The 21,693-nt window shown below is 68.8% G+C and carries 28 protein-coding genes and 2 tRNA genes; 21 read left to right on the top strand and 9 right to left on the bottom strand.

What is annotated here, in order from left to right; genetic code table 11:
- The first annotated feature begins 70 nt into the window (after positions 1-70).
- Complete coding sequence (locus tag ADL34_RS00850) at positions 71-727, top strand: SDR family oxidoreductase (RefSeq protein WP_062664086.1); 657 nt, start codon at positions 71-73, stop codon at positions 725-727.
- Between the two features lie 21 nt (positions 728-748).
- Here the strand turns inward: ADL34_RS00850 and ADL34_RS36510 are convergent, their stop codons facing one another.
- Entirely contained in the window at positions 749-961 is a 213-nt protein-coding gene (locus ADL34_RS36510) for a hypothetical protein (RefSeq protein ID WP_079033677.1), read from the bottom strand.
- Between the two features lie 75 nt (positions 962-1,036).
- On the opposite strand from ADL34_RS36510, the gene ADL34_RS00845 reads away from it, so the two are divergent.
- The gene (locus ADL34_RS00845) at positions 1,037-1,582 is read left to right on the top strand and encodes a hypothetical protein (protein WP_062664088.1); all 546 of its coding nucleotides are present in this window, start codon (positions 1,037-1,039) and stop codon (positions 1,580-1,582) included.
- A 180-nt stretch (positions 1,583-1,762) separates the two neighbouring features.
- On the opposite strand, the gene ADL34_RS35980 is transcribed toward ADL34_RS00845, so the two are convergent.
- Positions 1,763-1,863 (bottom strand) — tRNA-OTHER (locus ADL34_RS35980).
- Between the two features lie 479 nt (positions 1,864-2,342).
- On the opposite strand from ADL34_RS35980, the gene ADL34_RS35975 reads away from it, so the two are divergent.
- The 3 genes from ADL34_RS35975 (at position 2,343) to ADL34_RS00835 (ending at position 4,685) form a co-directional block, all read left to right on the top strand.
- The gene (locus ADL34_RS35975; protein WP_159038880.1) at positions 2,343-3,482 is read left to right on the top strand and encodes a hypothetical protein; all 1,140 of its coding nucleotides are present in this window, start codon (positions 2,343-2,345) and stop codon (positions 3,480-3,482) included.
- Positions 3,483-3,658: 176 nt separating this feature from the next.
- Entirely contained in the window at positions 3,659-4,117 is a 459-nt protein-coding gene (locus tag ADL34_RS00840) for a GntR family transcriptional regulator (protein ID WP_062664090.1), read from the top strand.
- A 1-nt stretch (position 4,118) separates the two neighbouring features.
- Positions 4,119-4,685, top strand: a complete 567-nt coding sequence (locus ADL34_RS00835; protein WP_107115550.1) for an HD domain-containing protein — start codon at positions 4,119-4,121, stop codon at positions 4,683-4,685.
- Here ADL34_RS00835 and ADL34_RS00830 read toward each other — a convergent pair.
- Entirely contained in the window at positions 4,673-5,146 is a 474-nt protein-coding gene (locus tag ADL34_RS00830) for an NUDIX domain-containing protein (protein ID WP_062664092.1), read from the bottom strand. The genes ADL34_RS00835 and ADL34_RS00830 overlap by 13 nt on opposite strands.
- 2 nt (positions 5,147-5,148) lie before the next feature.
- A complete protein-coding gene (locus tag ADL34_RS00825; RefSeq protein WP_062664422.1) occupies positions 5,149-5,907 on the bottom strand; it encodes a helix-turn-helix domain-containing protein in 759 nt (252 codons plus the stop codon).
- Positions 5,908-6,421: 514 nt separating this feature from the next.
- On the opposite strand from ADL34_RS00825, the gene ADL34_RS00820 reads away from it, so the two are divergent.
- The 14 genes from ADL34_RS00820 to ADL34_RS00755 all read left to right on the top strand — a co-directional run bounded on the left by ADL34_RS00820 (position 6,422) and on the right by ADL34_RS00755 (position 16,563).
- A complete protein-coding gene (locus tag ADL34_RS00820) occupies positions 6,422-6,685 on the top strand; it encodes a DUF6284 family protein (RefSeq protein ID WP_062664095.1) in 264 nt (87 codons plus the stop codon).
- The gene (locus ADL34_RS00815; RefSeq protein ID WP_062664097.1) at positions 6,682-6,990 is read left to right on the top strand and encodes a hypothetical protein; all 309 of its coding nucleotides are present in this window, start codon (positions 6,682-6,684) and stop codon (positions 6,988-6,990) included. The genes ADL34_RS00820 and ADL34_RS00815 overlap by 4 nt, the downstream gene beginning before the upstream one ends.
- Entirely contained in the window at positions 6,987-7,982 is a 996-nt protein-coding gene (locus ADL34_RS00810) for a DUF2637 domain-containing protein (RefSeq protein ID WP_420714238.1), read from the top strand. Before ADL34_RS00815 ends, ADL34_RS00810 begins: the two co-directional genes overlap by 4 nt.
- Positions 7,979-8,314, top strand: coding sequence for a hypothetical protein (locus ADL34_RS00805; protein WP_062664099.1), 336 nt, complete (start codon positions 7,979-7,981; stop codon positions 8,312-8,314). The genes ADL34_RS00810 and ADL34_RS00805 overlap by 4 nt, the downstream gene beginning before the upstream one ends.
- A gap of 74 nt (positions 8,315-8,388) precedes the next feature.
- Entirely contained in the window at positions 8,389-10,629 is a 2,241-nt protein-coding gene (locus tag ADL34_RS00800; protein ID WP_199835503.1) for a cell division protein FtsK, read from the top strand.
- Between the two features lie 141 nt (positions 10,630-10,770).
- Positions 10,771-11,028 (top strand): hypothetical protein, encoded by a 258-nt coding sequence (locus ADL34_RS00795; RefSeq protein ID WP_062664101.1) that lies wholly within the window; start codon positions 10,771-10,773, stop codon positions 11,026-11,028.
- Between the two features lie 15 nt (positions 11,029-11,043).
- On the top strand, positions 11,044-11,238 hold the full coding sequence (locus ADL34_RS00790; RefSeq protein ID WP_062664103.1) for a hypothetical protein: 195 nt from the start codon (positions 11,044-11,046) through the stop codon (positions 11,236-11,238).
- A 14-nt stretch (positions 11,239-11,252) separates the two neighbouring features.
- The gene (locus tag ADL34_RS00785) at positions 11,253-11,729 is read left to right on the top strand and encodes a hypothetical protein (protein WP_062664105.1); all 477 of its coding nucleotides are present in this window, start codon (positions 11,253-11,255) and stop codon (positions 11,727-11,729) included.
- 14 nt (positions 11,730-11,743) lie between these two features.
- Positions 11,744-11,932, top strand: coding sequence for a hypothetical protein (locus ADL34_RS00780; RefSeq protein WP_062664107.1), 189 nt, complete (start codon positions 11,744-11,746; stop codon positions 11,930-11,932).
- On the top strand, positions 11,929-12,270 hold the full coding sequence (locus ADL34_RS00775) for a MazG-like family protein (protein WP_062664110.1): 342 nt from the start codon (positions 11,929-11,931) through the stop codon (positions 12,268-12,270). Before ADL34_RS00780 ends, ADL34_RS00775 begins: the two co-directional genes overlap by 4 nt.
- Before the next feature lie 88 nt (positions 12,271-12,358).
- Entirely contained in the window at positions 12,359-13,270 is a 912-nt protein-coding gene (locus tag ADL34_RS00770; protein ID WP_199835502.1) for a bifunctional DNA primase/polymerase, read from the top strand.
- Positions 13,267-14,826 carry a DNA primase family protein gene (locus tag ADL34_RS00765; RefSeq protein ID WP_234374913.1) on the top strand — a complete coding sequence of 520 codons (1,560 nt, stop codon included), beginning with the start codon at positions 13,267-13,269 and terminating at the stop codon, positions 14,824-14,826. Before ADL34_RS00770 ends, ADL34_RS00765 begins: the two co-directional genes overlap by 4 nt.
- 77 nt (positions 14,827-14,903) lie before the next feature.
- Positions 14,904-15,092, top strand: coding sequence for a helix-turn-helix transcriptional regulator (locus ADL34_RS00760; protein ID WP_062664112.1), 189 nt, complete (start codon positions 14,904-14,906; stop codon positions 15,090-15,092).
- 58 nt (positions 15,093-15,150) lie between these two features.
- On the top strand, positions 15,151-16,563 hold the full coding sequence (locus ADL34_RS00755; RefSeq protein ID WP_062664113.1) for a tyrosine-type recombinase/integrase: 1,413 nt from the start codon (positions 15,151-15,153) through the stop codon (positions 16,561-16,563).
- 134 nt (positions 16,564-16,697) lie between these two features.
- Here ADL34_RS00755 and ADL34_RS00750 read toward each other — a convergent pair.
- Positions 16,698-16,779: transfer RNA gene (locus ADL34_RS00750), tRNA-Tyr, on the bottom strand.
- 224 nt (positions 16,780-17,003) lie between these two features.
- Between ADL34_RS00750 and ADL34_RS00745 the strand changes: the two genes are divergently transcribed.
- The gene (locus tag ADL34_RS00745; RefSeq protein ID WP_062664115.1) at positions 17,004-17,492 is read left to right on the top strand and encodes a YajQ family cyclic di-GMP-binding protein; all 489 of its coding nucleotides are present in this window, start codon (positions 17,004-17,006) and stop codon (positions 17,490-17,492) included.
- A 175-nt stretch (positions 17,493-17,667) separates the two neighbouring features.
- Here ADL34_RS00745 and ADL34_RS00740 read toward each other — a convergent pair whose 3' ends face one another.
- The gene (locus ADL34_RS00740) at positions 17,668-17,934 is read right to left on the bottom strand and encodes a GlsB/YeaQ/YmgE family stress response membrane protein (RefSeq protein WP_062664116.1); all 267 of its coding nucleotides are present in this window, start codon (positions 17,932-17,934) and stop codon (positions 17,668-17,670) included.
- Between the two features lie 148 nt (positions 17,935-18,082).
- Here ADL34_RS00740 and ADL34_RS00735 point away from each other — a divergent pair, with 148 nt between their 5' ends.
- Positions 18,083-19,378 (top strand): APC family permease, encoded by a 1,296-nt coding sequence (locus ADL34_RS00735; RefSeq protein WP_062664117.1) that lies wholly within the window; start codon positions 18,083-18,085, stop codon positions 19,376-19,378.
- Between the two features lie 105 nt (positions 19,379-19,483).
- Here ADL34_RS00735 and ADL34_RS00730 read toward each other — a convergent pair whose 3' ends face one another.
- The 3 genes from ADL34_RS00730 to htpX form a co-directional block, all read right to left on the bottom strand.
- Positions 19,484-20,053 carry an SMI1/KNR4 family protein gene (locus ADL34_RS00730; RefSeq protein WP_062664119.1) on the bottom strand — a complete coding sequence of 190 codons (570 nt, stop codon included), beginning with the start codon at positions 20,051-20,053 and terminating at the stop codon, positions 19,484-19,486.
- Positions 20,054-20,223: 170 nt separating this feature from the next.
- Positions 20,224-20,619, bottom strand: coding sequence for a YccF domain-containing protein (locus ADL34_RS00725; protein ID WP_062664121.1), 396 nt, complete (start codon positions 20,617-20,619; stop codon positions 20,224-20,226).
- The gene (htpX, locus tag ADL34_RS00720) at positions 20,616-21,476 is read right to left on the bottom strand and encodes a zinc metalloprotease HtpX (RefSeq protein WP_062664122.1); all 861 of its coding nucleotides are present in this window, start codon (positions 21,474-21,476) and stop codon (positions 20,616-20,618) included. The genes ADL34_RS00725 and htpX overlap by 4 nt, the downstream gene beginning before the upstream one ends.
- Positions 21,477-21,693: the final 217 nt, after the last annotated feature.

The raw sequence follows: 21,693 nt of genomic DNA, 5'->3' as shown, positions 1-21,693 counted from the left end.
GCTTCGCCGTTGCGGGTGACAGGCCGGAGTCGTGCGGCGGATGAGGTCGGCCGGGCGTACGGTCGAAGGCATGCGCATTGTCATCGCTGGTGGTCATGGTCAGATCGCGCTGCGGCTGGAGCAGTTGCTCTCCGCGCGCGGTGACGAGGTCGCGGGAATCATCCGCAAGGCCGAACAGAGCGACGATCTGCGGGAGGCCGGTGCCGAACCCGTGGTGCTGGACCTGGAGTCGGCGTCCGTCGAGGAGGTCGCGGCGTGTCTCCAGGGCGCCGACGCGGCGGTGTTCGCGGCCGGCGCGGGCCCGGGCAGCGGGTCCGACCGCAAGGACACCGTGGACAAGGGCGCGGCAGTGCTCTTCGCGGATGCGGCGGTCCGGGCGGGCGTACGCCGCTTCCTGGTCGTCTCCTCGATGGGCGCCGACCCGGCGCACGAGGGCGACGAGATCTTCGACGTCTACCTGCGCGCCAAGGGCGCGGCCGACGAGTACGTCCGCTCCCAGAAGGCCCTGGACTGGACGATCCTGCGGCCCGGGATGCTGACGAACGACGCCGGAACGGGCCTGGTCCGCCTGGAGGCCCGCACCGGCCGCGGCCCGATCCCCCGGGACGATGTGGCCGCCGTCCTGGCGGAGTTGCTCGACACTCCGGCGACCGCGGGCCTGACGCTCGAACTGATCAGCGGCTCCGCTCCCCTGTCGGTGGCCGTGAAGTCCGTGGCGGGCAACTGAGACACGCCTTTTCGGTGCCGCTCAGAACAACGGCAACTGCCCGGGGAAGTCGGGCACGACGTACCCGTCCAAGGCGGGCTGAGCGGCACCGAGTTGTGTCTGCCTCCGGGATCCCGGACACGACACGAGTTCCCCGCTCTGCCGCGCACCGGGGGGATCATGCCGAGCGAACCGCCCGCCGACGACGGCGATCTCTCGACGGCATTCGGGACAGCGTCTGCGTGGCGTGGCCATGGGGCCAGTGTGCCCGTACGCGGCCCGAAGGCAGTGGCGGGCATGGGCGCAACAGGTCACAGAACGCGTGATTCAATGCCCCGCGTGGAGGCGGACGGTACACACCTGGGGCCGTTGGAACTGGTCAGCGGGCATTGGGCAGTTGGAGACGCCACACGTCCTGGCACCTACTGGGTGGAGTTCCGCCCGGACGGTCTCCACCAGCACGAGCCGGACTCCGAGGGACGGTTGATCCCGTGGTCACGGATCATGACCGGCATCTGGCTCACCTGGGACAAGCACTCCTGGAACACGAATCACCGGGGCATGTACACGCCCAAAGGACTGGTTGCCGGGCGTGAGGGAGGCTGGATGCACATGACCCTTCGCCACCCGTACGAGGACGACCAGCTGCGCTTCGACCAGCACACGCGCGCGTACCGGGCGGTGGACGCCCTCCGGCTGGAGGGTCTGCTGCGGCGGCTCATCGACGAGGGGAAGCCGCACCTCCTCGGTGACCCGGAATGGGTGGGCCGCGCCGTGGCCTGCCTGATCGGCAGGAAGAACAGCTGGATCACGCAGCGCGCACTGCGGCAGGCGGTGACCGAGGCCATGGCAACGGCCGGCCCCGGCAATCCCTGATGGCCCGCTGTGGTCGCCGACGCCGACGCACAGATCGAGGCCACCCTCAGGGACGGCGGTCAGCAGCCGGAACGGTGCCCCACGCCTGCCCCGCTCGGGCTGGCGCGGGCCGCTCGGCGCAAGAATGACGAAAGGGTCTGTGATCAGCATTGCTGCTGATCACAGACCCTTTCGGTCGTGTGGCGGCGCCAGGATTCGAACCTGGGAAGGCTGAGCCGGCAGATTTACAGCGGGCCAGCCTCAGCCGCGCTGATCAGCGCTTACGCCCAACCTTCGCCGCCCTGGGGGACCGCTGGGGGAATCGACGACTGGCTCAAGTCCCAAGTTGGCACCCCTCGGTCTACGTCAACAGATCGATGACCCCACGGACCAGGCCTGAGCAAAGACCGCCGATGGCCGCCAGGAGCACATCCCGACGACGCATCTTCCGCCCACTCGTTGGCTTCCGCCTCTTACTCATCCCCACATCCTCACTTCCGCGTGTGGCTGCACAACAGCGCGTCGCCTCAGGCGGCCCGCTCAGTCCATTGAGCGGGACCCCGCAGAGTGAGTTGCGAGTCAGTGCCACAAGCGCTTTGAGATGGAGCAAAGCTGCTGGTCAGCCGCGCGAAGTTCCAGTAGCCTCACCGCTTCGGGACAGACCGTGCCACTTCGTGTCAGCGGGGGATGAGGGACTGTGGGACGACGAGGATCTAAAGGCGTGGGCATGCCAACGGAAGAGGCAGTTCCCCCCGGTCCAGCGCGTCAAGTTCTGTCCGACTTGCACAAGCTCTACCACCTAGCAGGCACTCCGGGACTTCGGGAAATTAGCTCCGGTATCGAAAAGATGGATCTGCCTGCAACGCTAAATAGAAATCTAGTGTCGGACATACTTTCCGGCAAGAAACAGCCCAACGCGCTGCAATTGAGCAGTCTGGTTCGGTTCTTTGCCAGCCGCGCCACAAATGGCCCAGACCCCGAAGCAGAGAGTAATCGTCTGGTCTCATTGCTGCTGGACGCACTTTTCACACCCGAACACACGGTGGAAGAAGAGACCCCCAGTGCATCTATCGAGGCGGCGCTACGCGATGCCAGCTCCCGAGGCACAGCAGAGCCACTCGTAAGAGCATGTGCCGACAAACCACCAGCGACCGTCCTCCTCGCACTCAAGGAGATAAGCCAGAGGAAATGGCATCGCTTCCTTAAGCAGGTCGAGGACTCTCTAGCTGAAACTTTTTCGCCAGCGAACATTCCTGCCTTGGTCGCCGAGTTGCGCCTCGCAAAAGGTCACCCACTCCTCGCCGACAGAACTCTCGCGCGCTTCGGAGCCCTCCGAAGCGTCGAAGATGTGACGGAAGCCATGCGGCTCCTATGTGCCGCCGGTAGCACCGGAGACGCCTCAACGGTGCTGTACGCCTTCCTGCGCTTCAAGAAGCCTAGCGATGCAGCAAAACTCTACGAATTCCTCCTGGGGCTCCACATAACCCCCTGGCAGCTTCGAGATAATCGATTCCGGGAGAATTCGTTCGCGTCCGGAATTACCGAATTCGCACTGCTGCTCAACGCTGCACTTGGCGCTGGAGATACGGCATTCGCCGTACATCATCGACTAAATAGGACACTCGAAGAGGTCAGATCGTCCATCGAATGCATTCGAGTCTGCACGCAAATACTCGAAACCGGCAATGACGAGCTAGCCGAGAATCTCGCAGTACTAGAACTTTCCCAGTCCGAGAGGACACGATCAAAATTCGAAATATCCCTCTCCTCGAAGACGCTAACGGATCGCGAGAGGGACGCCATGCGCGCACTGATCGCGAGGGAGAATGTTCGAACGAGGGTTGAATTCAATGTCGCGAGAGAAGAATTGAAGCTGAGTAAGATGTTCGGAGTTGTAGAACGTCCTCGGCACTCGCCCTAAGCCCATCCAGTTCTCCGCGGATCGTGGATGGGGAGCGTCCGGAGCCGTAACGACGGCCGCAGCGTCACCGTCGGACGGCAGGTGCGGTTTCTCTGTCTGAGGCGAGACCTATGGACACTGCCAACCGACATGCCACGATTGGGCAGAAGCCCAAGGAACCATGAAGGGGAGGCCACGTGCCGCAGGCCAGTCCGCGAGATACGTACTTGCAGGTCGCGGAAGTGGTGAAGGCTCAGATCGAGTCGGATGCGCAGATGACGCACCTTCCGCCTGCCGCTGACCTCATGCGGGATCACGACGTCTCACGCGGAGTGGTGCTTCGCGCCTTCAAGGTGCTGGAGAAGGACGGGGTTGCCGAGCCGGTGCGGGGCGGCCGGTGGCGCGTCGTACGTGAGGGTGAGCAGGTCGACCGACGGCCGTTGGAGGAGCGCATCGCTGACCTCATCCCCACCGAAGGGTTCAAGGTGGGCGCAACCTTTCTGAGCGCGTCGGACCTGATGGGCAGGTTCGGGGTCTCCCGCCCCACCGTGACGAAGGCACTGGACAAGCTGGAAGCCGCTGGCGTGCTGGCGAGTGCAGGACAGGGCAGGGTACGGACAGTGCGAGCCGTGCCGAATCGAGAGGAGCGTTCCTAGCTTGTCGGAGCTGACAGAGTGGGCTTATCCCCTCGCTGAGTCCCTGCTCGCCGAGCCACTGCCGCGACGGTGGGCACACTGCTTGGGTGTCGCCGAGCGGGCGCGGACCATCGCGCCCGTCCTCGGACAGGATGCGGAGCTGTTGGAGGCTGCGGCCGTCCTACACGACATCGGCTACTCGCCGGACCTTGCCAAGACGGGGTTCCACCCTCTCGACGGTGCCCGGTACCTCCGTGACGCCGCGGATGCTGAGCCACGAGTCGTGAACCTCGTGGCCCACCACTCCTGCGCCTGGATGGAGGCGGAAGCGCGCGGTTTGCGTGAGGAGCTGGAGAAGGAGTTCCCGCGGGAAGCGGCGCACCTCAATGACGCGCTCTGCTACTGCGACATGAACACCACGCCGGACGGTACGCCTACGAACCCTGTCGACCGAGTCAACGAGATCGCCGGACGGTACGGGCCTGACAGCCTGATCGGGACGTTCATCCGTCGCGCTGAACCCGAGATCCTCGCGTGCACGTCGCGCGTCCTCGACCAGGTCGCCGCCGCGAAGCGTCAGCCGATATAGGGGGCAGGGCGCGTCCGGTCCATCGCGTGCTCAATCCGGAGCCGCATCGTGGGGTGAATGTCGAGCTTCAGCAGGTCCGCTGGGTCGACCCAGCGGACCTGCGTCGTCTCGTTGCTCGTCCGCACCTCACCGCCGACCGGGCGGGCGCGGAAACAGATGCTGAACTGCTGCCGGATCTCGCCGTCGTCGTACTGCATCCGGTGACCGGGGTCGGTGTAGATCCCGGACATGTCGACGACTTCCGCCTTGATCCCAGTCTCTTCCCAGACTTCGCGCACGACGGTGTCACTGATGGATTCCCCCACGTCGTGCCCACCGCCCGGTAGCGCCCAACGGCCGTTGTCGGACCTCTGAATCATCAGCACCTGTCCAGCGTCGTTCTGTACGAACGCGACGACGGATGGCACAACGGAGTTGGCCGGCGGGGCGTCGGGGTCGTGCAGGTAGTCGATGCGTCCCATGCTCAAGCTCCCGTGATGTCGTGTTCGGTTACTAGCCTGGCGCCTTCCCAGGTCTGATCAACGCTATTGGCGAAGGTGTCGAACAGACCGCCCCCCGGGAGTTGCCGCAGGTGGAATACCGGCGCCATATAGGCGCCGATGCCGTACACGTGCGTGTTGGCCAACATCTCGTCATCAGCGCGGTAGATCGAGTTGTAGAGCACCGTGTCGTGCAGGCGGAAGGTGATCTCAGGGTGGCTGGTGAACAGCGGGCGGTAGTTAAGCAGCGCGTTGCGGATCTTGCCGCCCATGATGCGATGCCCTTCGTCGATTCCGCGCCGGGTGACGGCTTCGCACTCTGGGTCGCCCATGAGGACACGGATGCGTACACCGCTTTCGGCCTTCTCCTTCAAAGTCGAGAAGAAGAGCGGGTCTTCCGCCAGGTAGATCCCGGCGTACACGAGGATGTCGATGCACTCCGTTGCGCGCTCGCACATCTCGCGCCAGAGGTCTGACGGCACAACGTGCCGATGGGGGTAGACAGTCACGATCTCGGCCTTGCTCAGGTCAGTTGCGGAGTCCTGAGTTCGGGAGTCCTCCCACAGCGTCGTCACGTCCACCTTGAGCACCGCTGCCGTTGCGTACTGGTGACGGCGGTACGGCACCTTTCCCTGCGTGATCCAGCGCTCCACGGTCTTTGCGTTGACCTTGATCTCTTCCGCGAGGCTCTGAACGGTCATGCCCCGGGCCAACAGAGCAGACCGCAACCGCTCGTTGGACATCTGCACCCCTTCGAGGGACATCTAGGGAGCTCTTGACGGTAGTGGGCTGATCGGGAGCTGTCCACGTAGGGGGTAACGAACTCCCCTGACCTGGGGCGATTCTGATTGTGCGCCAAGAAGTCCCGGCGCAAAGCCCAGAGGTTCCGTCACTGCACTTGACGAACCCCCATGCAGTACCTGTAAAACAGGTACTGCATAAACGCCCGGAGGGCTCCGTGAAACGGGCTCGAAGGAAGCGCTTGATCTTTGAGAACTTCACACAGGGAACTGCCGGTAACCCGTGGTCCGCCTGCCCGAAGGGGTCGGAAACAAGGCGGAGAAGACCGGCGTGCCCCGTACGGCAGCCCGACCGGTTCGAGCCCGGTCCGGGGCACTGCGGCCCCTCGTTCATGGCCGCTCTTCCCGCTGCACCTGAGGTGCAGCGTCATCCCATTCCCATCTGCGGCGCGCGGCCCCCGGGGTGCCTCCCGGGAGCCGCTGTCGGGCCGTTCCTTCGTGAGAGGAACCACGACCCATGAAGCACATCGGTGCTGCTCAGGCGGTTGTTACCGCCGACGACTTCGACCGCGAGCCGACGGCTGCCGAGTTGAACGCGATCGAGCGGGAACTTCCGCTCATCTTGGCGGACGTCGACCTGCTCGACGCGCAGATCATCACCATCGACCGCACCCCGACCGCGCTGGACACCCGCCGTATCCGCCGTGCCCGCCGCCGGGTGCTGGCTGAGCGGCGGACGCTGGCCAACCGCACGGCCGACGTGACGGGTGGTGCGGCATGACGGACACCACTCGTTGCCCCTCCGCTCACCCCGAGGACCCAACGCCGTGCGACGGCCCGGCCGTCGTGACCGTGCTGGACGACCACAACGCCGGAGCGGACGGCTGTGAGCACCATGCCGCCCGCCTCCTGGCCTCGCTGGAACGCGGCAGGGTCTACCCCCTGCTCGACGCCCCGGCGGGCGCCGCCATCCGCGTCTTCACCGCCGCCGACAGCATCCGCCCTTTCCCGTGGGTCGACGGCCCGCGCACGCAGCCGAACCAGCGCAGCCGCGCCGAGAACCGCCGCCAGGGGGTGACGGAGTGACCACCGAGACAACGCCCGTCGCCGAACGTCCGGCGGTGCCGCCGCTGACCCGCCCTGAGATGGGCCTTGCCGGAGTCGGCGCGATCGCTGCCGCTGCGGTCGGCGCCCTGGGCCTGTATTCCTCCTTCGACGCGGTGTCCCTGGCCGCAGCCCGGTGGGGGTTCAGCAACCCGCACACGCTGCCCATCGCGATCGACATCGCCATCCCCGTGTTCACCCTGGCCAACCTGCTGTTGATCCGGCTGGACATGGCGTTGGCGTGGGTGCGGTTCGTACCCTGGGTGCTGACCCTGGTCACGTGCTGGCTGAACATCGCGGCCGGCAACTCGCTGTCCGCGAAGGTGGCACACGGCACGATGCCGCTGCTGTGGGTGGTGTTCTCCGAGATCGGCGCCCACGTCTACGCCGTCCGCATCGGCGCCGCCATCGGCCGCCGCATGGAAAAGATCCGGTTCTCTCGCTGGCTGCTCGCTCCGGCACAGACGTTCGCGCTGTGGCGGCGCATGACGCTGTGGGAGGTCACCTCCTACACCCGCGCGCTCGCATTGGAACGGGAACGGCTGCTGTCCCGCGCGGACCTGCACGAGCGCTACGGCGTCATCGCCTGGCGGTGGAAGACGCCCCGGCGTGAGCGCGTCATGCTGCGCATGGGCGAACTCACCCCCGCCGGAGTCGACGTGCCAACCGCCCCGGCTCCGGAGCAGGCCCCGGAGCCGCAGAAGCCGGAGACGCGCAAGGCGCCGCGCAAGCGGCCCGCGAAGGGCAAGACGACGGCGTCGCAGCGCACCCTGGCCGAACTGCTCGCCGAGGCACGCGCTATCACGGCCGACTGGCCGGACGCCGGGATCAACGCCGAGGCGCTGCGCAAGGCGCTGCACTGCGGCGCCCGCCCCGCCCGCACCGTTCGTGACGCTCTGCTCGCCGAGCGGACCGATGGCCGCGCCCTGCACCCCGTCCACACGCTCGCCGAGGGCGCGGGAGCGGCGGCATGAGGTCACAGCCCATCGTCGGCGCCGCGCTGTTCCGCACGGTGATGGAGGTGGCCGGCTACCGCTGCCAGTGCGGCGGCGAGTGCGGCAACCCCCACACCAAGGGCGACGGAAGGTGCCCACACGAGCACGACCACTACACCAGCAAGCACGGGCACCGGGTGCGGCTCATGGCCGCGTCCGCCGACCCGCTCGCCACCGAAGTCGCCGCCGCCCGCCTCCCGGTCGGCGAGTTGCGCGCGTGGTGCACCGATTGCCACGCCGCCGCCGCGCGGCTCGCCAGGAAGCGCCTACCCGCCGCGCCCGAAGCACAGTGCGGCCTGTTCGACCTGTAGCCGACGGGGCCCGGTCACAACCGACCAAGACAGCGTCCGGGCCCCGTCACCCCTCCTGTTCGGAAGGACTCTCAGTGAAGCACCCCGACGACGACAGCGAACTCTTCAACCGGCTGGAAGCCGAGATGGCCGCCGCCTCCCGACCCGACTCCGGGGGCGAGGTGGTCGACCTCGACAAGGCACGGCTGGCCCGTACCGAGTCGACCGACCCGATCGCCGACCCCGGCGCCGACCAGTCGCCCGACTCGGAGCCCGATGGGTCGGGCACGGAGTCGGCCGACCCGACCGCGCCCGTGATGGTCGACCAGCCGACCCCCAGGGCGACCGGTCCGGGCTACCTCGGTCGGCTCGCCGGAGCGCACCGCCGGGCGGTCGTTCCCGAGTGGCTGCGCTCGCTCGCCGAACTCAAGACCGCTACCGGATGGGTGGCCCGCCACTACGCGCACTCGGTCGGCTACCACGCACTGCGGGCTCCGGTCTACGCCGCCCGCCTCACCCTCCAAGCCCCGACCGGGGCCGCGAAGTTCGTGGGCGGCACGATGCGGTGGGTGGCCGACCGCGAGGGCGAACCGGTCCGCCTCGCCGCCGTGCGCCGCGAGGACGCCGCCGAGTACCTGAAGCTGTCCCGGCAGCGCGACGGCCGCGTGCGCCTGCGCACCCTCGTTACGGTGCTGGCCATGTTCGTCGGACTGGGCGCCGCGCTTGCCATGTACGTGCTCGCCCCCGACTGGCTTCAGGCGGTGTCGGTGAGCGCGGTCGTGATGGCGCTCGGGTTCGCCGGCCGCAAGGCCGATGACCCGGTCATCCACCGCGCGGTGGAGCTGCCCAAGGCGACCAAGCTCACGTCGGACATCGTGCTGCGGGCGCTGGGGGCGCTGGGCATCCCGGCCATCAACCAGGCGCAGGCCAAGGGGCGGGACGGGTTCGAGTTCACCGCCCCCATCACCCGCGACGGCCCCGGCTGGCGTGCGTCGGGCAACCTTCCCTACGGCGTGACCGTGACCGACGTCATCGAGCGCCGCGACCGGCTCGCGTCCGGCCTGCGCCGCCCGCTGGGCTGCGTGTGGCCCGAAGCGGTGGCCGAGGAGCACACCGGGCACCTCGTGCTGTGGGTCGGCGACCAGGACCTGACCAAGGCGAAGAAGCCGGTCTGGCCGCTGGCCAAGGCCGGCACGGTCGACCTGTTCAAGCCCGTCGCCTACGGCACCGACCAGCGCGGACGCTGGGTCGACATCACCCTGATGTACATCGCCGGAGTCATCGGCGCCATCCCTCGCATGGGCAAGACGTTCCTGCTCAGGCTGCTGCTGCTCATCGCCGCCCTCGACCCGCGCGCCGAGCTGCACACCTACGACATGAAGGGCACCGGCGACCTCGACCCGGTCGGCAACAACGTCTCGCACCGCCACGCGGCCGGTGACGACGACGAGGAAATCGCCTACGTCCTCGCCGACTTCCGCGCCCTGCGGGAGGAACTGCGGCGCCGCACCAAGGTGATCCGGTCCCTGCCCCGGGACATCTGCCCCGAGTCCAAGGTGACCAGCGCCCTTGCCGACAAGCGCTCCCTGGGCCTGCACCCCATCGTGGTCGGCGTGGATGAGTGCCAGGTGCTGTTCGAGCACCCCGAGCACGGCAAGGAACTGGAGGAGATCGCCACCGACCTGGTCAAGCGGGGACCGGCTACCGGGATCGTGCTGCTGCTGGCCACCCAGCGCCCGGACGCCAAGTCGCTGCCCACCGGGATCAGCGCGAACGCTGCGGCCCGCTGGTGCCTGAAGGTCATGGGCCAGACCGAGAACGACATGGTGCTCGGCACGTCCTCCTACAAGCGCGGGGTGCGGGCGACCATGTTCGCCTGGGGTGACAAGGGCATCCACTACTTCGTGGGCGAGGGCTCGGACGCCCGCATCGTCTCCGGCGTGTTCGTGGACGCTCCCGGCGCCGAAGCCATCGCCGCCCGCGCCCGCAAGGCACGGGAGAAAGCCGGACTGCTCTCCGGCCACGCACTCGGGGAGGCCCCCGAGACCGTCACCGGCCCGGCCTACGACCTGCTCGCCGACATCCTCGCCGTGGTCCCGGCCGATGAGCCCAAGGTGTGGTCCGAGACCGTCGCCGCCCGGCTCGCCGAACTGCGCGAGGACGTCTACGGCGGATGGGACCCCGAGGGCCTGGCCGCCGCCCTCAAGCCCCACGGCGTGGCCACGATCCAGGTGGGCCGCCGGATCAAGGGCAAGGTCGTCAACCGGCGCGGCATCGACCGCTCCCACATCACCACCGCGATTGCGGAGCGTGACGGAAAGCGGGACGCGGGCTGAGCATCCGGGGCCGCTAGCGATAGCGGCACACCCCGCTAACGTTAGCGGCCTCGCTAGCGCCTCAAACCCGATCTGATCAGGCCGCTAGCGGATAGCGGCCCACCTGCGGAAACCCCGGGAAACCGCCTGGAAGGGCCCCTCATGAGCCTTGCCCTGCTCGCTATCACCCTCATGCTCGGTGCCACGCTGTGTTACGTCGCCGTGTGTGCCGCCTCGCCGTTCGGCAACTGCCGCAAATGCCGGGGCATGGGCCACGCCCTCAAGCACGACCGCAAAGGCCGGTTGAAGCGCGGCAAGGACTGCCGCCGCTGCCACGCCACCGGCAAACGCATACGCGTCGGCCGCTGGCTCTACAACCGCTGGGCCCGCATCTTCCGCGCGGGCACCGACACTCCCTGACCGGAAGGCTTCCCAATGATCCTGAACGTCTCCGCCGTGCTGCTGTTCGGCGCCGCGTCCGCCCTCGCCGTCAAGACCAAGTCCACCGGGGGCGGCGCCGCCCTCGTCCTGTTCCTGTTCGGGTTCTTCACCGCCGGGACCGGCGCGTACGAGCCCATCCACAACCTCGTGCAGGCGTCCGCCGACGCCCTCTCCGCCCTCGGCAAGTGAGAGGGGACCGACCCGTGAACGAGCACCTCCCGGCCCTGCGGCCGGACACGCCCACCGCCCCGGCGCACGACCCGGCATCGCTGGACCTGTACGCGCCCGCCCCGGCGGCTGTCGAACTCGCCGCCGAACGCGGCCCCGTGGTCTGGGTGCCCGACGCCTACGGGCGCATGGTCCCCATGCCCAAGCACCTCGCCCCGCCCCCGATGCCCATGCCGGAGCCGCGCGACCTCACCCCGCTGCCCCTCGTGGACCCGATCGCGCAGCGCTTCCTCGGGGCCGGTCTCGGGGGCGGCGCCCTCGCGGCCGGCGTCGGCTACGGCATCGGCGAAGTCATCAACGCCGCCGCCGGGTTCACCTCCGGCGCCGCGATGTGGATCGCCCTCGCCGTCCTCGCCTGGCGCATGCCCGCCCGCGCCCTCAGCGGCGGACGCAACGGAAGCACGGTCCACATCCGCAAGGCCGTGATCAAGCGCAGCACCTTCAACGGCTGACCGGAGGGACCACCGTGTTCGAGATCCGCGTGATCTGCCCGCCCGGCGACGCCGACCAGATCGCGGCCACCCTCGCCGCCGCCTTCCACGTCGGCGGTTTCCGCCGATACCCCGCACGTGACGGACAGCGCATGCGCCTCTACGTCACCGCCGAACCCCACCCCGGCCCCACTCCCGCCCTCGCATCGGAGGACACCGCATGAGTTCGCTTCTGTGGCCCGTCAGTGGCCGTCTCGCCGCACTGCTGAACGAAGCCAACGGCACCGGCCGGCACGAACAGGCGATGCGCCTGATGAAGGTCACCGAGGAAGCCGGGGAGGCGTCCGCCGCCTACATCGGCATGACCGGCCAGAACCCCCGCAAGGGCACCACCCACACCCCGGCGGACGTCGCCGACGAACTGTGCGACGTCATCATCGCCGCCGCCGTCACGCTCAACTCCTTTACCCCCGACCCGTGGGCCGTGCTGGACGCCAAGCTGCACGCGGTCATCCGCCGCCTCAGCGCCGCCGTCCCCGCCGGGGCCGAACCGCCGTACTAGACACGCCAAGGGCGGCCCCCCATCTCGCCAAAGAACCGGGGCCGCCCTTGTCCCCCAGCACCCTGCAACAGGACTGGAGACACCCAGCATGGCCCAACCCACCGACCATCGGCGAGACCGAACCCCGCCCGCCCCGACTGAGCCGCTGTCCATCGCCCTGGAACTCGCCGCGCACGGCGTGCAGCCGCTGCCGCTGCGCGCGGGAAAGGTGCCGTTCGGCAACTGCGCCCGCTGTGCGGGCGGCGCCTGCGGCGGACGGCCGCACATGAAGGGCGCGGGCCCCTGCCAGTGCCCGGCACCCTGCCACGCGTGGGCCGCCGCCACCCTCGACACCCGTGTCCTCACCTCGCCCGCATGGGCCCCGGCATGGCGTGAGGCCGTCGCCGTCGGCTACCACCCCGGCGGCGCCGGACTGACCGTCGTCGACCTCGACACCCCGGACGCCGTTGCCTGGGCACGCGAGACCCTGCCCGTCACCCGGACGGTGCCGACCACGCGCGGACAGCACTGGATCTACCGGGGCGTGATGCGCTCCGCCAACGCCGTGCGCCCCGGCGTCGACATCAAGTCGCACATGCAGTACGCCCGCTGGCTTGGCCACGGCACCGGAAGCCTGCGCGACCTGCCGTCGGCCGTGCGCGCCCTGACCGTGAAGGAAGACACCACCCCCGCCCGGGGGAAGGTGGTGTCTTCCACCCCGCGCGCCCCTTGGAGCCGCCACGCGGCCACCGGGTGCCGCCACAACGAGCGGTTCGTGCGCACCGGTCTCGAACGCGGCCTGAACCTCGTACGGGCCCGCACCGAATCGGGGGCGGGGTCGCAGGCGTTCGGCGTGGCCCGGTTCCTCGCCGTGCAGCACACCGCATGCCCCGGACCGTGCCACCTGGAAGCGCTCGGGGAAGAGATCGTGGCCGCCGCCGTCGCCGTGGGCGTGCCGGAGGACTACGCCCGCCGCGCCGTCGCCAACGGCCTCACCACCGGCCAGGGAGCCGCAGCATGATGCACCGGCCCGACACCCCTGCCAACGGCCCGCAGGACGCCGTACAGGCCGCGCCCAGCACGGCCGTGGGCGAGCCGACAGGCGCCGCCCGCAAGGGCGTCCCCATTGCCTTTGACTCTGACCCGCGGGCGGAAGAACTGCCCGCGCCCTCCAACCCGCTCGCCGTCGCGCGCCGACTGCTGCCGGACTGGCAGGGCGAGGGCGGACAGCTGGTGTACCGGCGTTGGCGCGGCTCGTGGATGCGCTGGACGGGTACCTGCTGGCGCGAGTTGGACGAAGCCCAGGTACGCAAAGCCATGTATGAGCGCCTGGAACATGTCGTCTACCAGGCCCCGACCAAGGACGGCGAGACCGAGGAACGCGCCTGGGCCCCCACCAAGCAGAAGATCAGCAACCTGTTCGACGCCCTCGGAGCCATCACCCTGCTGCCCACCGACGTGGACGCACCCGTGTGGCTCGACAACGAGGGCGAGCCGGACGACGGCCCGATCGTGGCGTGTGAGAACGGACTGCTGCGCATCCGGGACCGCGCGTTGCTGCCGCACAGCCCCGGGTTCTTCAACCTCGTCTCCGTCCCCTTCCCCTACGACCCCGCCGCGACTGCGCCCACGTGGCACCACTTCCTGTCGCAGATTTGGCCCGAGGACCCCGACGCCATCACCGCGCTTCAGCAGTGGTTCGGCTACGTGCTGTCCGGTCGGACCGACCAGCAGAAGATCCTGCTCATGGTCGGCCCGTCCCGTTCCGGCAAGGGCACCATCGCCCGCGTCCTTAAAGAGCTGGTCGGCAAGGAGAACCTTGCCGGACCGACCCTGGCCGGACTCGGGACGAACTTCGGTCTGTCCACCCTGATCGGCAAGCCGCTCGCGGTCATCTCCGATGCCCGGCTCTCCGGCAACGACAACAGCCAAGTCGTCGAACGGCTGCTGACGATCTCGGGTGAGGACACGATCGACATCGACCGCAAGTACCGCCCCGTATGGACAGGCAAGCTGCCCACACGGCTGGTGATCCTGTCCAACGAACTGCCGCACTTCGGCGACTCCTCCGGCGTCATCGCCAAGCGGTTCGTGCTGCTCAACATGCGGGTGTCGTGGCTGGGCAAGGAAGACCCCACCCTCTTCGACCGGCTCGTCGCCGAGATGCCCGGCATCCTCAACTGGGCTCTGGAAGGTCTCGCCCGGCTTCAGCAGACGGGCAGGATCACCGAACCGGCTTCCAGCCGTGAGGCGGTCACCACCATGCAGGACACCGCCTCGCCCACGTCCGCGTTCGTCCGTGAACGCTGCACCACCGGGCCCACGTGCAGCGTGCCCGTGGATGCGCTGTGGACGGTCTGGCGGGATTGGGCAGAGGACAACGGCGTCCGCCCCGGCACGAAGCAGGTGTTCGGCCGCAATCTGCTCTCCGTAGTCCCCCAGCTCAGCCGCTCCCGACCCCGTGACGCGTACGGCCGGCAGGTGGTCACCTACACCGGGATCACGCTGAACGTGTCCGAACCACATTTGCCTGAGTCGCGACTCATCGCGTCTCAAGACCCCTCTGAGCGCCGTTGAGTGCCGATGAGTCGCGACTCAGAGGCATGTCGCGCCAACTCTCCCACCCCCGGAACGCACCTTCCCGAAGGAGTGCAATGCCCAGCCCCCAGAAGCTGAAGCTCCCCGAAGTGCTCGCCGAGATCAAGATGAGCCGCGCCGCCTTCTACCGCATGCGCGCACGTGGGCAGGCACCCCGCATTCACAAGCTCCCCAACGGCCAAATTCGCGTCAACCGCACAGACCTCGACGCCTGGTGGGAGCGCTGCGAAGAGCACGCCGCCTGACGACATCTCCCCTCAAGCCCGCCCCGGTCGGGGCGGGCTTCTTACTGCCCGGAGAGCCATGCCCCTCACCTACGACGTCCGGATCTACAGCATCGAAACCCGCCGTGACCGCCCCAAGCCCTACCGCGTCCGGTGGCTCGTTGGCCCCCAGAAGCATTCCAAGAGCTACACCGTCAAAGCCCAGGCTGACGGCCGTCGTTCCGAGCTAATGACCGCCCTGCGCAAGGGCGAACAGTTCGACGTGGAGACGGGCCTCCCCGCCTCCGAACTCCGTGCGCTGCACGGCTCCGTGACCTGGTACGAGCACACGCGCGCCTACATCGACCGCAGGTGGGACAAGCTCCCCGCCAAGTCGCGCCGCAACGACGCCGACGCCCTCGCCACTATCACCCCCGCACTCGTGAAAACAACCGTCGGGCAACCCTCACCCCGCCTACTCCGCACCGCCCTCTATAGCTGGGCGTACAACAAGAGCCGCTGGCCCCAAGAGCACCCCAGCGACGTCATGGAAGCGCTCCTCTGGCTGGAGAAGAACTCCCTGCCCGTCGCCGCTCTCGAAGACCCCGCCACGCTACGCCTGGCTTTGGACGCCCTGTCGACACTGCTCAATGGTTCCTCCGCCGGCGCGCGCACAGCGCGGCGCAAGAGGGCATGCCTCAGCGACGTCTTGGGGCTCGCGGTCGAACGGCGCTACTTCAGCGTTCCGGTCAACCCGCTGTCCACCGTGAAGTGGTCGGCGCCGAAATCAACCGAAGAGGTCGACCCAGCGAGCGTCGCGAACCCTCGCCAGGTGCGGGCTCTGCTTGAAGCCGTACGCGGGCAGGGCGAGCGGGGTGCGCACCTTGAGGCGTTCTTCGGCTGCCTGTACTACGCGTCTATGCGCCCCGCCGAGGCGGTTGGGCTGAAAGCGTCCCAGTGTCACTTGCCGAAGAGGGGGTGGGGCAAGCTCACCCTTCGTGGCGGGATCGTCCACGCTGGCCGCGACTGGACGGACGACGGTCGGGCCCACCAAGACCGCCACCTCAAGGCACGAGCACAGCGAGACTCGCGTGTGGTGCCCATACCTCCCCACTTCGTCGCGATGCTCCGTTGGCACATTGAGCGTTACGGCACAGCTCCGGACGGCCGTCTCTTCCGCACGAACCGTGGTGGTGTGATTCAGGACACGGGATACGGCGAGGTGTGGGCAAGCGCCCGAGGCGACGCGCTGACGCCGGAACAGGAGGCATCGCCACTCGCCCGGCGACCGTACGACCTCCGGTGCGCCGGGGTCTCGTTCTGGCTCTACAGCGGAGTGGACCCGATGGAGGTCGCACGTCGGGCCGGGCACTCGGTCGCCGTGCTGCTACGCGTCTACGCGAAGGTTCTGGCGCAAGCCCAGGACCGAGCAAACCACCAGATCGAGGCTGGCCTGCGGGAATGGGATGGAAGCGGCCCGTCCCCCGGGGGACGCCTGGGGGACACGCGCTGATCAGGCCTGGGACTCACCCGAGATCAGGTGAGACAAGCCGCGCATTTCGACTCTTGTTCGAACGGCACTGTTCGCATACGAAGAGACCCCCTCCGCTCTGCGTTTCGGCAGTTCGGAGGGGGTCTCTCTCAGCGTGGCGGCGCCAGGATTCGAACCTGGGAAGGCTGAGCCGGCAGATTTACAGTCTGCTCCCTTTGGCCGCTCGGGCACACCGCCTGGGTTGCTGCCGTTCGAACCGCTCTGCGGCGGTGCTCCCTGGCAACGACGTAAACAATACCCGATGCCGAGGGGTGCTTCGCCACCCGATTGATCGCCACCCGGGGGACCCGGGGTGGCTAGGCTTGTCGGGATGCGGCCCGAGGTCCGACCCGGGCTCGGCGGCCACCCCCACGCCCGCCGACACGCACCCATTCGCACCCCGATACAAGGAGCCACAGGACATGGCCGACTCCAGTTTCGACATCGTCTCGAAGGTCGAGCGGCAGGAGGTCGACAACGCCCTCAACCAGACCGCCAAGGAGATCTCGCAGCGCTACGACTTCAAGGGCGTGGGTGCCTCGATCTCGTGGTCCGGGGAGAAGATCCTGCTGGAGGCGAACTCCGAGGACCGGGTGAAGGCCGTCCTCGACGTCTTCCAGTCCAAGCTGATCAAGCGCGGCATCTCGCTGAAGGCCCTGGACGCGGGCGAGCCGCAGCTCTCGGGCAAGGAGTACAAGATCTTCGCGTCCATCGAGGAGGGCATCTCCCAGGACAACGCGAAGAAGGTGGCGAAGATCATTCGCGACGAGGGCCCCAAGGGCGTGAAGGCCCAGGTCCAGGGTGACGAACTGCGCGTCAGCTCCAAGAGCCGGGACGACCTCCAGGCCGTGATCTCCCTGCTGAAGGGCAAGGACTTCGACTTCGCGCTGCAGTTCGTGAACTACCGGTGATCTGCACCATCGGTGATCGTGCAGTCCCGGTGATCGGCTGAGCCGACGGAGTGAGAGGCACGCTCGTGCGGCCGCACAGCTCCGAGGTCGGAAGGGTGAGCTCCCGTGAGGGGCTCACCCTTCTCTCGTCCGGGCCGGGTACATGCGGCGCCCTGCTCGCGCCCACGCCGGCGCATCAATCGCGTGAGTGGCCGAAGAAGATCCGGTATGCGATCAGCAGCACCAGGGAACCGCCGATCGCCGACACCCATGTGGCGCCGTCGTAGAAGTCCTTGCTGATCGGGTGGTCCAGCCAGCGGGCCGAGATCCAGCCGCCGATGAACGCGCCCGCGACGCCGATGAGCGTCGTGCCGATGAAGCCGCCGGGGTCCCGGCCCGGCAGCAGGAACTTGGCGATGGCTCCGGCCAACAGCCCTAGGAAGATCCAGCTGATGATCGTCATACCTCTGAACCTGCCCCTCCGCGCCATGCCTGCACTTCTCCAGGCACTGTGATCTCCGGCGCGCTCGTTCGCACACTGTTGCTGCTCCGTTGGTGAGCAGGACGTATTGGCGGCGCCTGCCGGTTGCGGCGATCAGTAGGGTCGGGCCATGACTCCGTCCACCCCCGCCTCTGCCGAGCTGCGGCGTTCGCTCGGAGTCGGGGACGCCATCGTCATCGGACTCGGCTCGATGATCGGGGCCGGGATCTTCGCGGCACTCGCCCCGGCCGCCCGCGCGGCAGGCTCCGGGCTCCTCGCCGGGCTCGCGGTCGCCGCCGTCGTCGCGTACTGCAACGCCATGTCGTCGGCACGGCTGGCCGCCCGCTACCCGGCCTCGGGCGGGACGTACGTGTACGGGCGTGAGCGGCTGGGGGAGTTCTGGGGGTACCTCGCGGGCTGGGCCTTCGTGGTCGGCAAGACTGCCTCCTGTGCGGCGATGGCGTTGACGGTCGGGGCGTACGTCTGGCCTGATCAGGCGCACGCGGTGGCGGTCGCGGCCGTGGTGGCACTGACCGCGGTGAACTACGGCGGCGTGCAGAAGTCCGCCTGGCTGACGCGGGCGATCGTGGCGGTCGTCCTGGCTGTTCTGGCTTGTGTGGTGGTCGTGTGCCTGGGCTCCGGCCGGTCGGACGCCGCACACCTGGGGGCCGGGGCCACGGGCGGCGTGAGGGGTGTCCTCCAGGCGGCCGGCCTGCTCTTCTTCGCGTTCGCCGGGTACGCGCGGATCGCGACCCTGGGTGAGGAGGTACGGGACCCCGCCCACACGATCCCCCGGGCGATCCCGCTCGCCCTGGGCATGACGCTGGTGGTTTATGCGCTCGTCTCGGTGGCGGTCCTCTCCGTGCTCGGGGCTGACGGGCTGGGGGCTGACGGGCTGGGGGCTGCGGGTGCGCCGCTGACCGACGCCGTGCGCGCGGCCGGAGCGCCGGGGTTGGCCCCCGTCGTGCGGGCCGGTGCGGCCGTCGCGGCGCTGGGGTCGCTGCTCGCGCTGATCCTGGGTGTCTCCCGTACGACGCTGGCCATGGCCCGCGACCGGCATCTGCCCGGAGTCCTGGCCGCCGTGCATCCCCGTTTCCAGGTGCCGCACCGGGCTGAGCTGGCCGTCGGCGCGGTGGTCGCGGTCCTCGCCGCCACGGTGGACGTGAGGGGTGCGATCGGCTTCTCCTCCTTCGGTGTGCTCGCGTACTACGCGGTGGCCAACGCCTCGGCCTGGACGCTCGACGCGGCCTGGCGTTCCCGTGTCGTGCCGGCAGTGGGGCTGGTCGGGTGTGTGGTGCTCGCCTTCTCCCTTCCGGTGGTCTCGGTCGTCGTGGGCGCGGGTGTGCTGGCGGTGGGGGTGGCCGTGTTCGGGGTGCGGTGGTGGGTGCGGCGGCGGTCGAGCCAGGGCCAAGGCACGCGGGGCTAGGCGTGCCGGCGGGGAGGCACCCCGGTGCTGGGCACCCCAGGCTGGCCCCGGGGGCCGGGGCAGGGGGCTGAGGCAAGGGTTGGGCTCGCCCCCGGTGGGTGGTCCTCAGGTGGTGGGGTGCGCGGAGCCCGTGCGCAGGGGGAAGTCCGCCCACGGGGTCAGGTCCATGTCGTCGTTCGTCTCCTCGTACCAGCCGGTGCCGTCGAGCCAGGCACGCAGCCAGTCGGCGAGGCTCGGGGCGTCCACGTACCAGGCGTGGGCGGCGTCGTCGGCGTTCGGCTCGAAGAGGAGGACGGGGGCCTCGGGGCTGCGGCAGTCCACGCAGGCGTACATCGCGCAGCCCCAGTGGGATATCGGCAGGACTCCTTCGGGCCACGGCCAGTCCAGGTTCCTGCGGGCGGCCTCCCGGTTGGCGAGGTACTGCGGGACGGCGGCGGGCTCGCCGGCGGGAGGGTTGTCGAGCAGGGGCAACAGCCCGTACTCCGGACCGAACCCACCGTCGCCTATGCGGAGATAGAGGTCGGCGAGGAGCGGGGGCAGGCTGAAGCCGAGGGCCGCCTCGGCGCGGGCCAAGGTGGCCGCGTTCACCGGCTCGGGGAGTGAAGGCCAACCCCACGGTCGGGCGTTGCGCGCCTCGGCCGCCACCCTCGTCAGCAACTGCTCGTTCTCGGTCATGCGTTCATGATGCAAGCCGCCACTGACAACCGGCCGGGGCTGTGGACAACCGGCGGACTGTGGACAGTCGACAGTCGCCCCTGAGTGGCTGGCTGTGGACAGTCGGCGCCGTCTGACTGTGGGCGGGCGGCGCACCCGGACCGTGGACGGGCGGGCTGCCGTCCCTCCCGCTACCAGGTCGTCGCGAACGGCCGGTCCGTCGGCACGATCTCGCGTCCGAGCGGGAACAGCGACACCGGGATCAGCTTGAAGTTGGCGATGCCGAACGGGATGCCGATGATCGTCACGCACAGGGCGAGGCCCGTGACGATGTGACCGATGGCCAGCCACCAGCCCGCGAGGACCAACCACAGCACGTTGCCGACGCATGAGGGGGCTCCCGCGTCATGCCGCTCGAGCGTGGTGTACCCGAAGGGCCACAGGGCGTAGACGCCGATACGGAACGCCGCGATGCCGAACGGGATGCCGATGATGGTGATGCACAGGACGAGGCCCGCCACCATGTAGGCGAGGAACAGCCAGAAGCCGCTCAGGACGAGCCAGATGACGTTCAGGATGGTCTTCACAGGTGGCCTGCCATCTTCTCGAGTCGGGCGATGCGCTCTGCCATCGGAGGGTGGGTGGAGAACATCTTCGCGAACCCCTGTCCGGGGCGGAACGGGTTCGCGATCATCATGTGGCTGGCGGTCTCGATGCGGGGCTCGGGCGGCAGCGGCAGCTGCTTGGTGCCCGTCTCCAGCTTGCGCAGGGCGCTGGCCAGAGCGAGCGGGTCTCCGGTGAGCTGGGCTCCGGACGCGTCCGCCTCGTACTCCCTCGACCGGCTGATGGCCAGCTGGATGAGGGAGGCGGCCAGCGGCCCCAGGATCATGATCAGCAGCAGGCCGAGGATGCCGGGTCCGTCGTCGTCGTCCGAGCGGCCGATGGGGATCAGCCAGGCGAAGTTGACCAGGAACATGATCACCGAGGCGAGCGCACCGGCGACCGACGAGATCAGGATGTCGCGGTTGTACACATGGCTCAACTCGTGGCCGATGACACCGCGCAGCTCCCGCTCGTCGAGGAGGCGCAGGATGCCCTCGGTGCAGCACACCGCTGCGTTGCGGGGGTTGCGGCCGGTCGCGAACGCGTTCGGCGCCTCTGTCGGGGAGATGTAGAGACGGGGCATCGGCTGGCGGGCCTGGGTGGAGAGCTCGCGGACCATCCGGTACAGCCCGGGTGCCTCGAACTCGCTGACTGGGCGGGCCCGCATCGCGCGCAGGGCGAGCTTGTCGCTGTTCCAGTACGCGTAGGCGTTAGTCCCGAGGGCGATCAGGACCGCGACGACGAGCCCCATCCGGCCGAAGAAACTGCCGATGACGATGATGAGCGCGGACAGTCCCCCGAGGAGGACTGCGGTCCTGAGCCCGTTGTGCCGGCGGTGCACGGTACGCCCTCCAAGTGGTGCGGCAGGGGAACCTTCACTGGTCGTCTGCGACGCCACCGGTGCCGTGGTGTCACGTCCAGTGGACCCTTCTGTACTGGTCAACGCCAGGCGAAGGTCACGGGTTCCCTGGTCGTCGCCACCACCCCAGGGCCGTCCGGGTGAGGCCCCGGTGTGTGGCCACGCGCGCGTGCCGGCGTGGCCACGCGCGCGTGCCGGC

Source organism: Streptomyces sp. NRRL WC-3605 (genome assembly GCF_001509795.1).
GTDB lineage: Bacteria > Actinomycetota > Actinomycetes > Streptomycetales > Streptomycetaceae > Streptomyces > Streptomyces viridochromogenes.
This window is presented reverse-complemented; position numbering and strand designations above follow the sequence as displayed.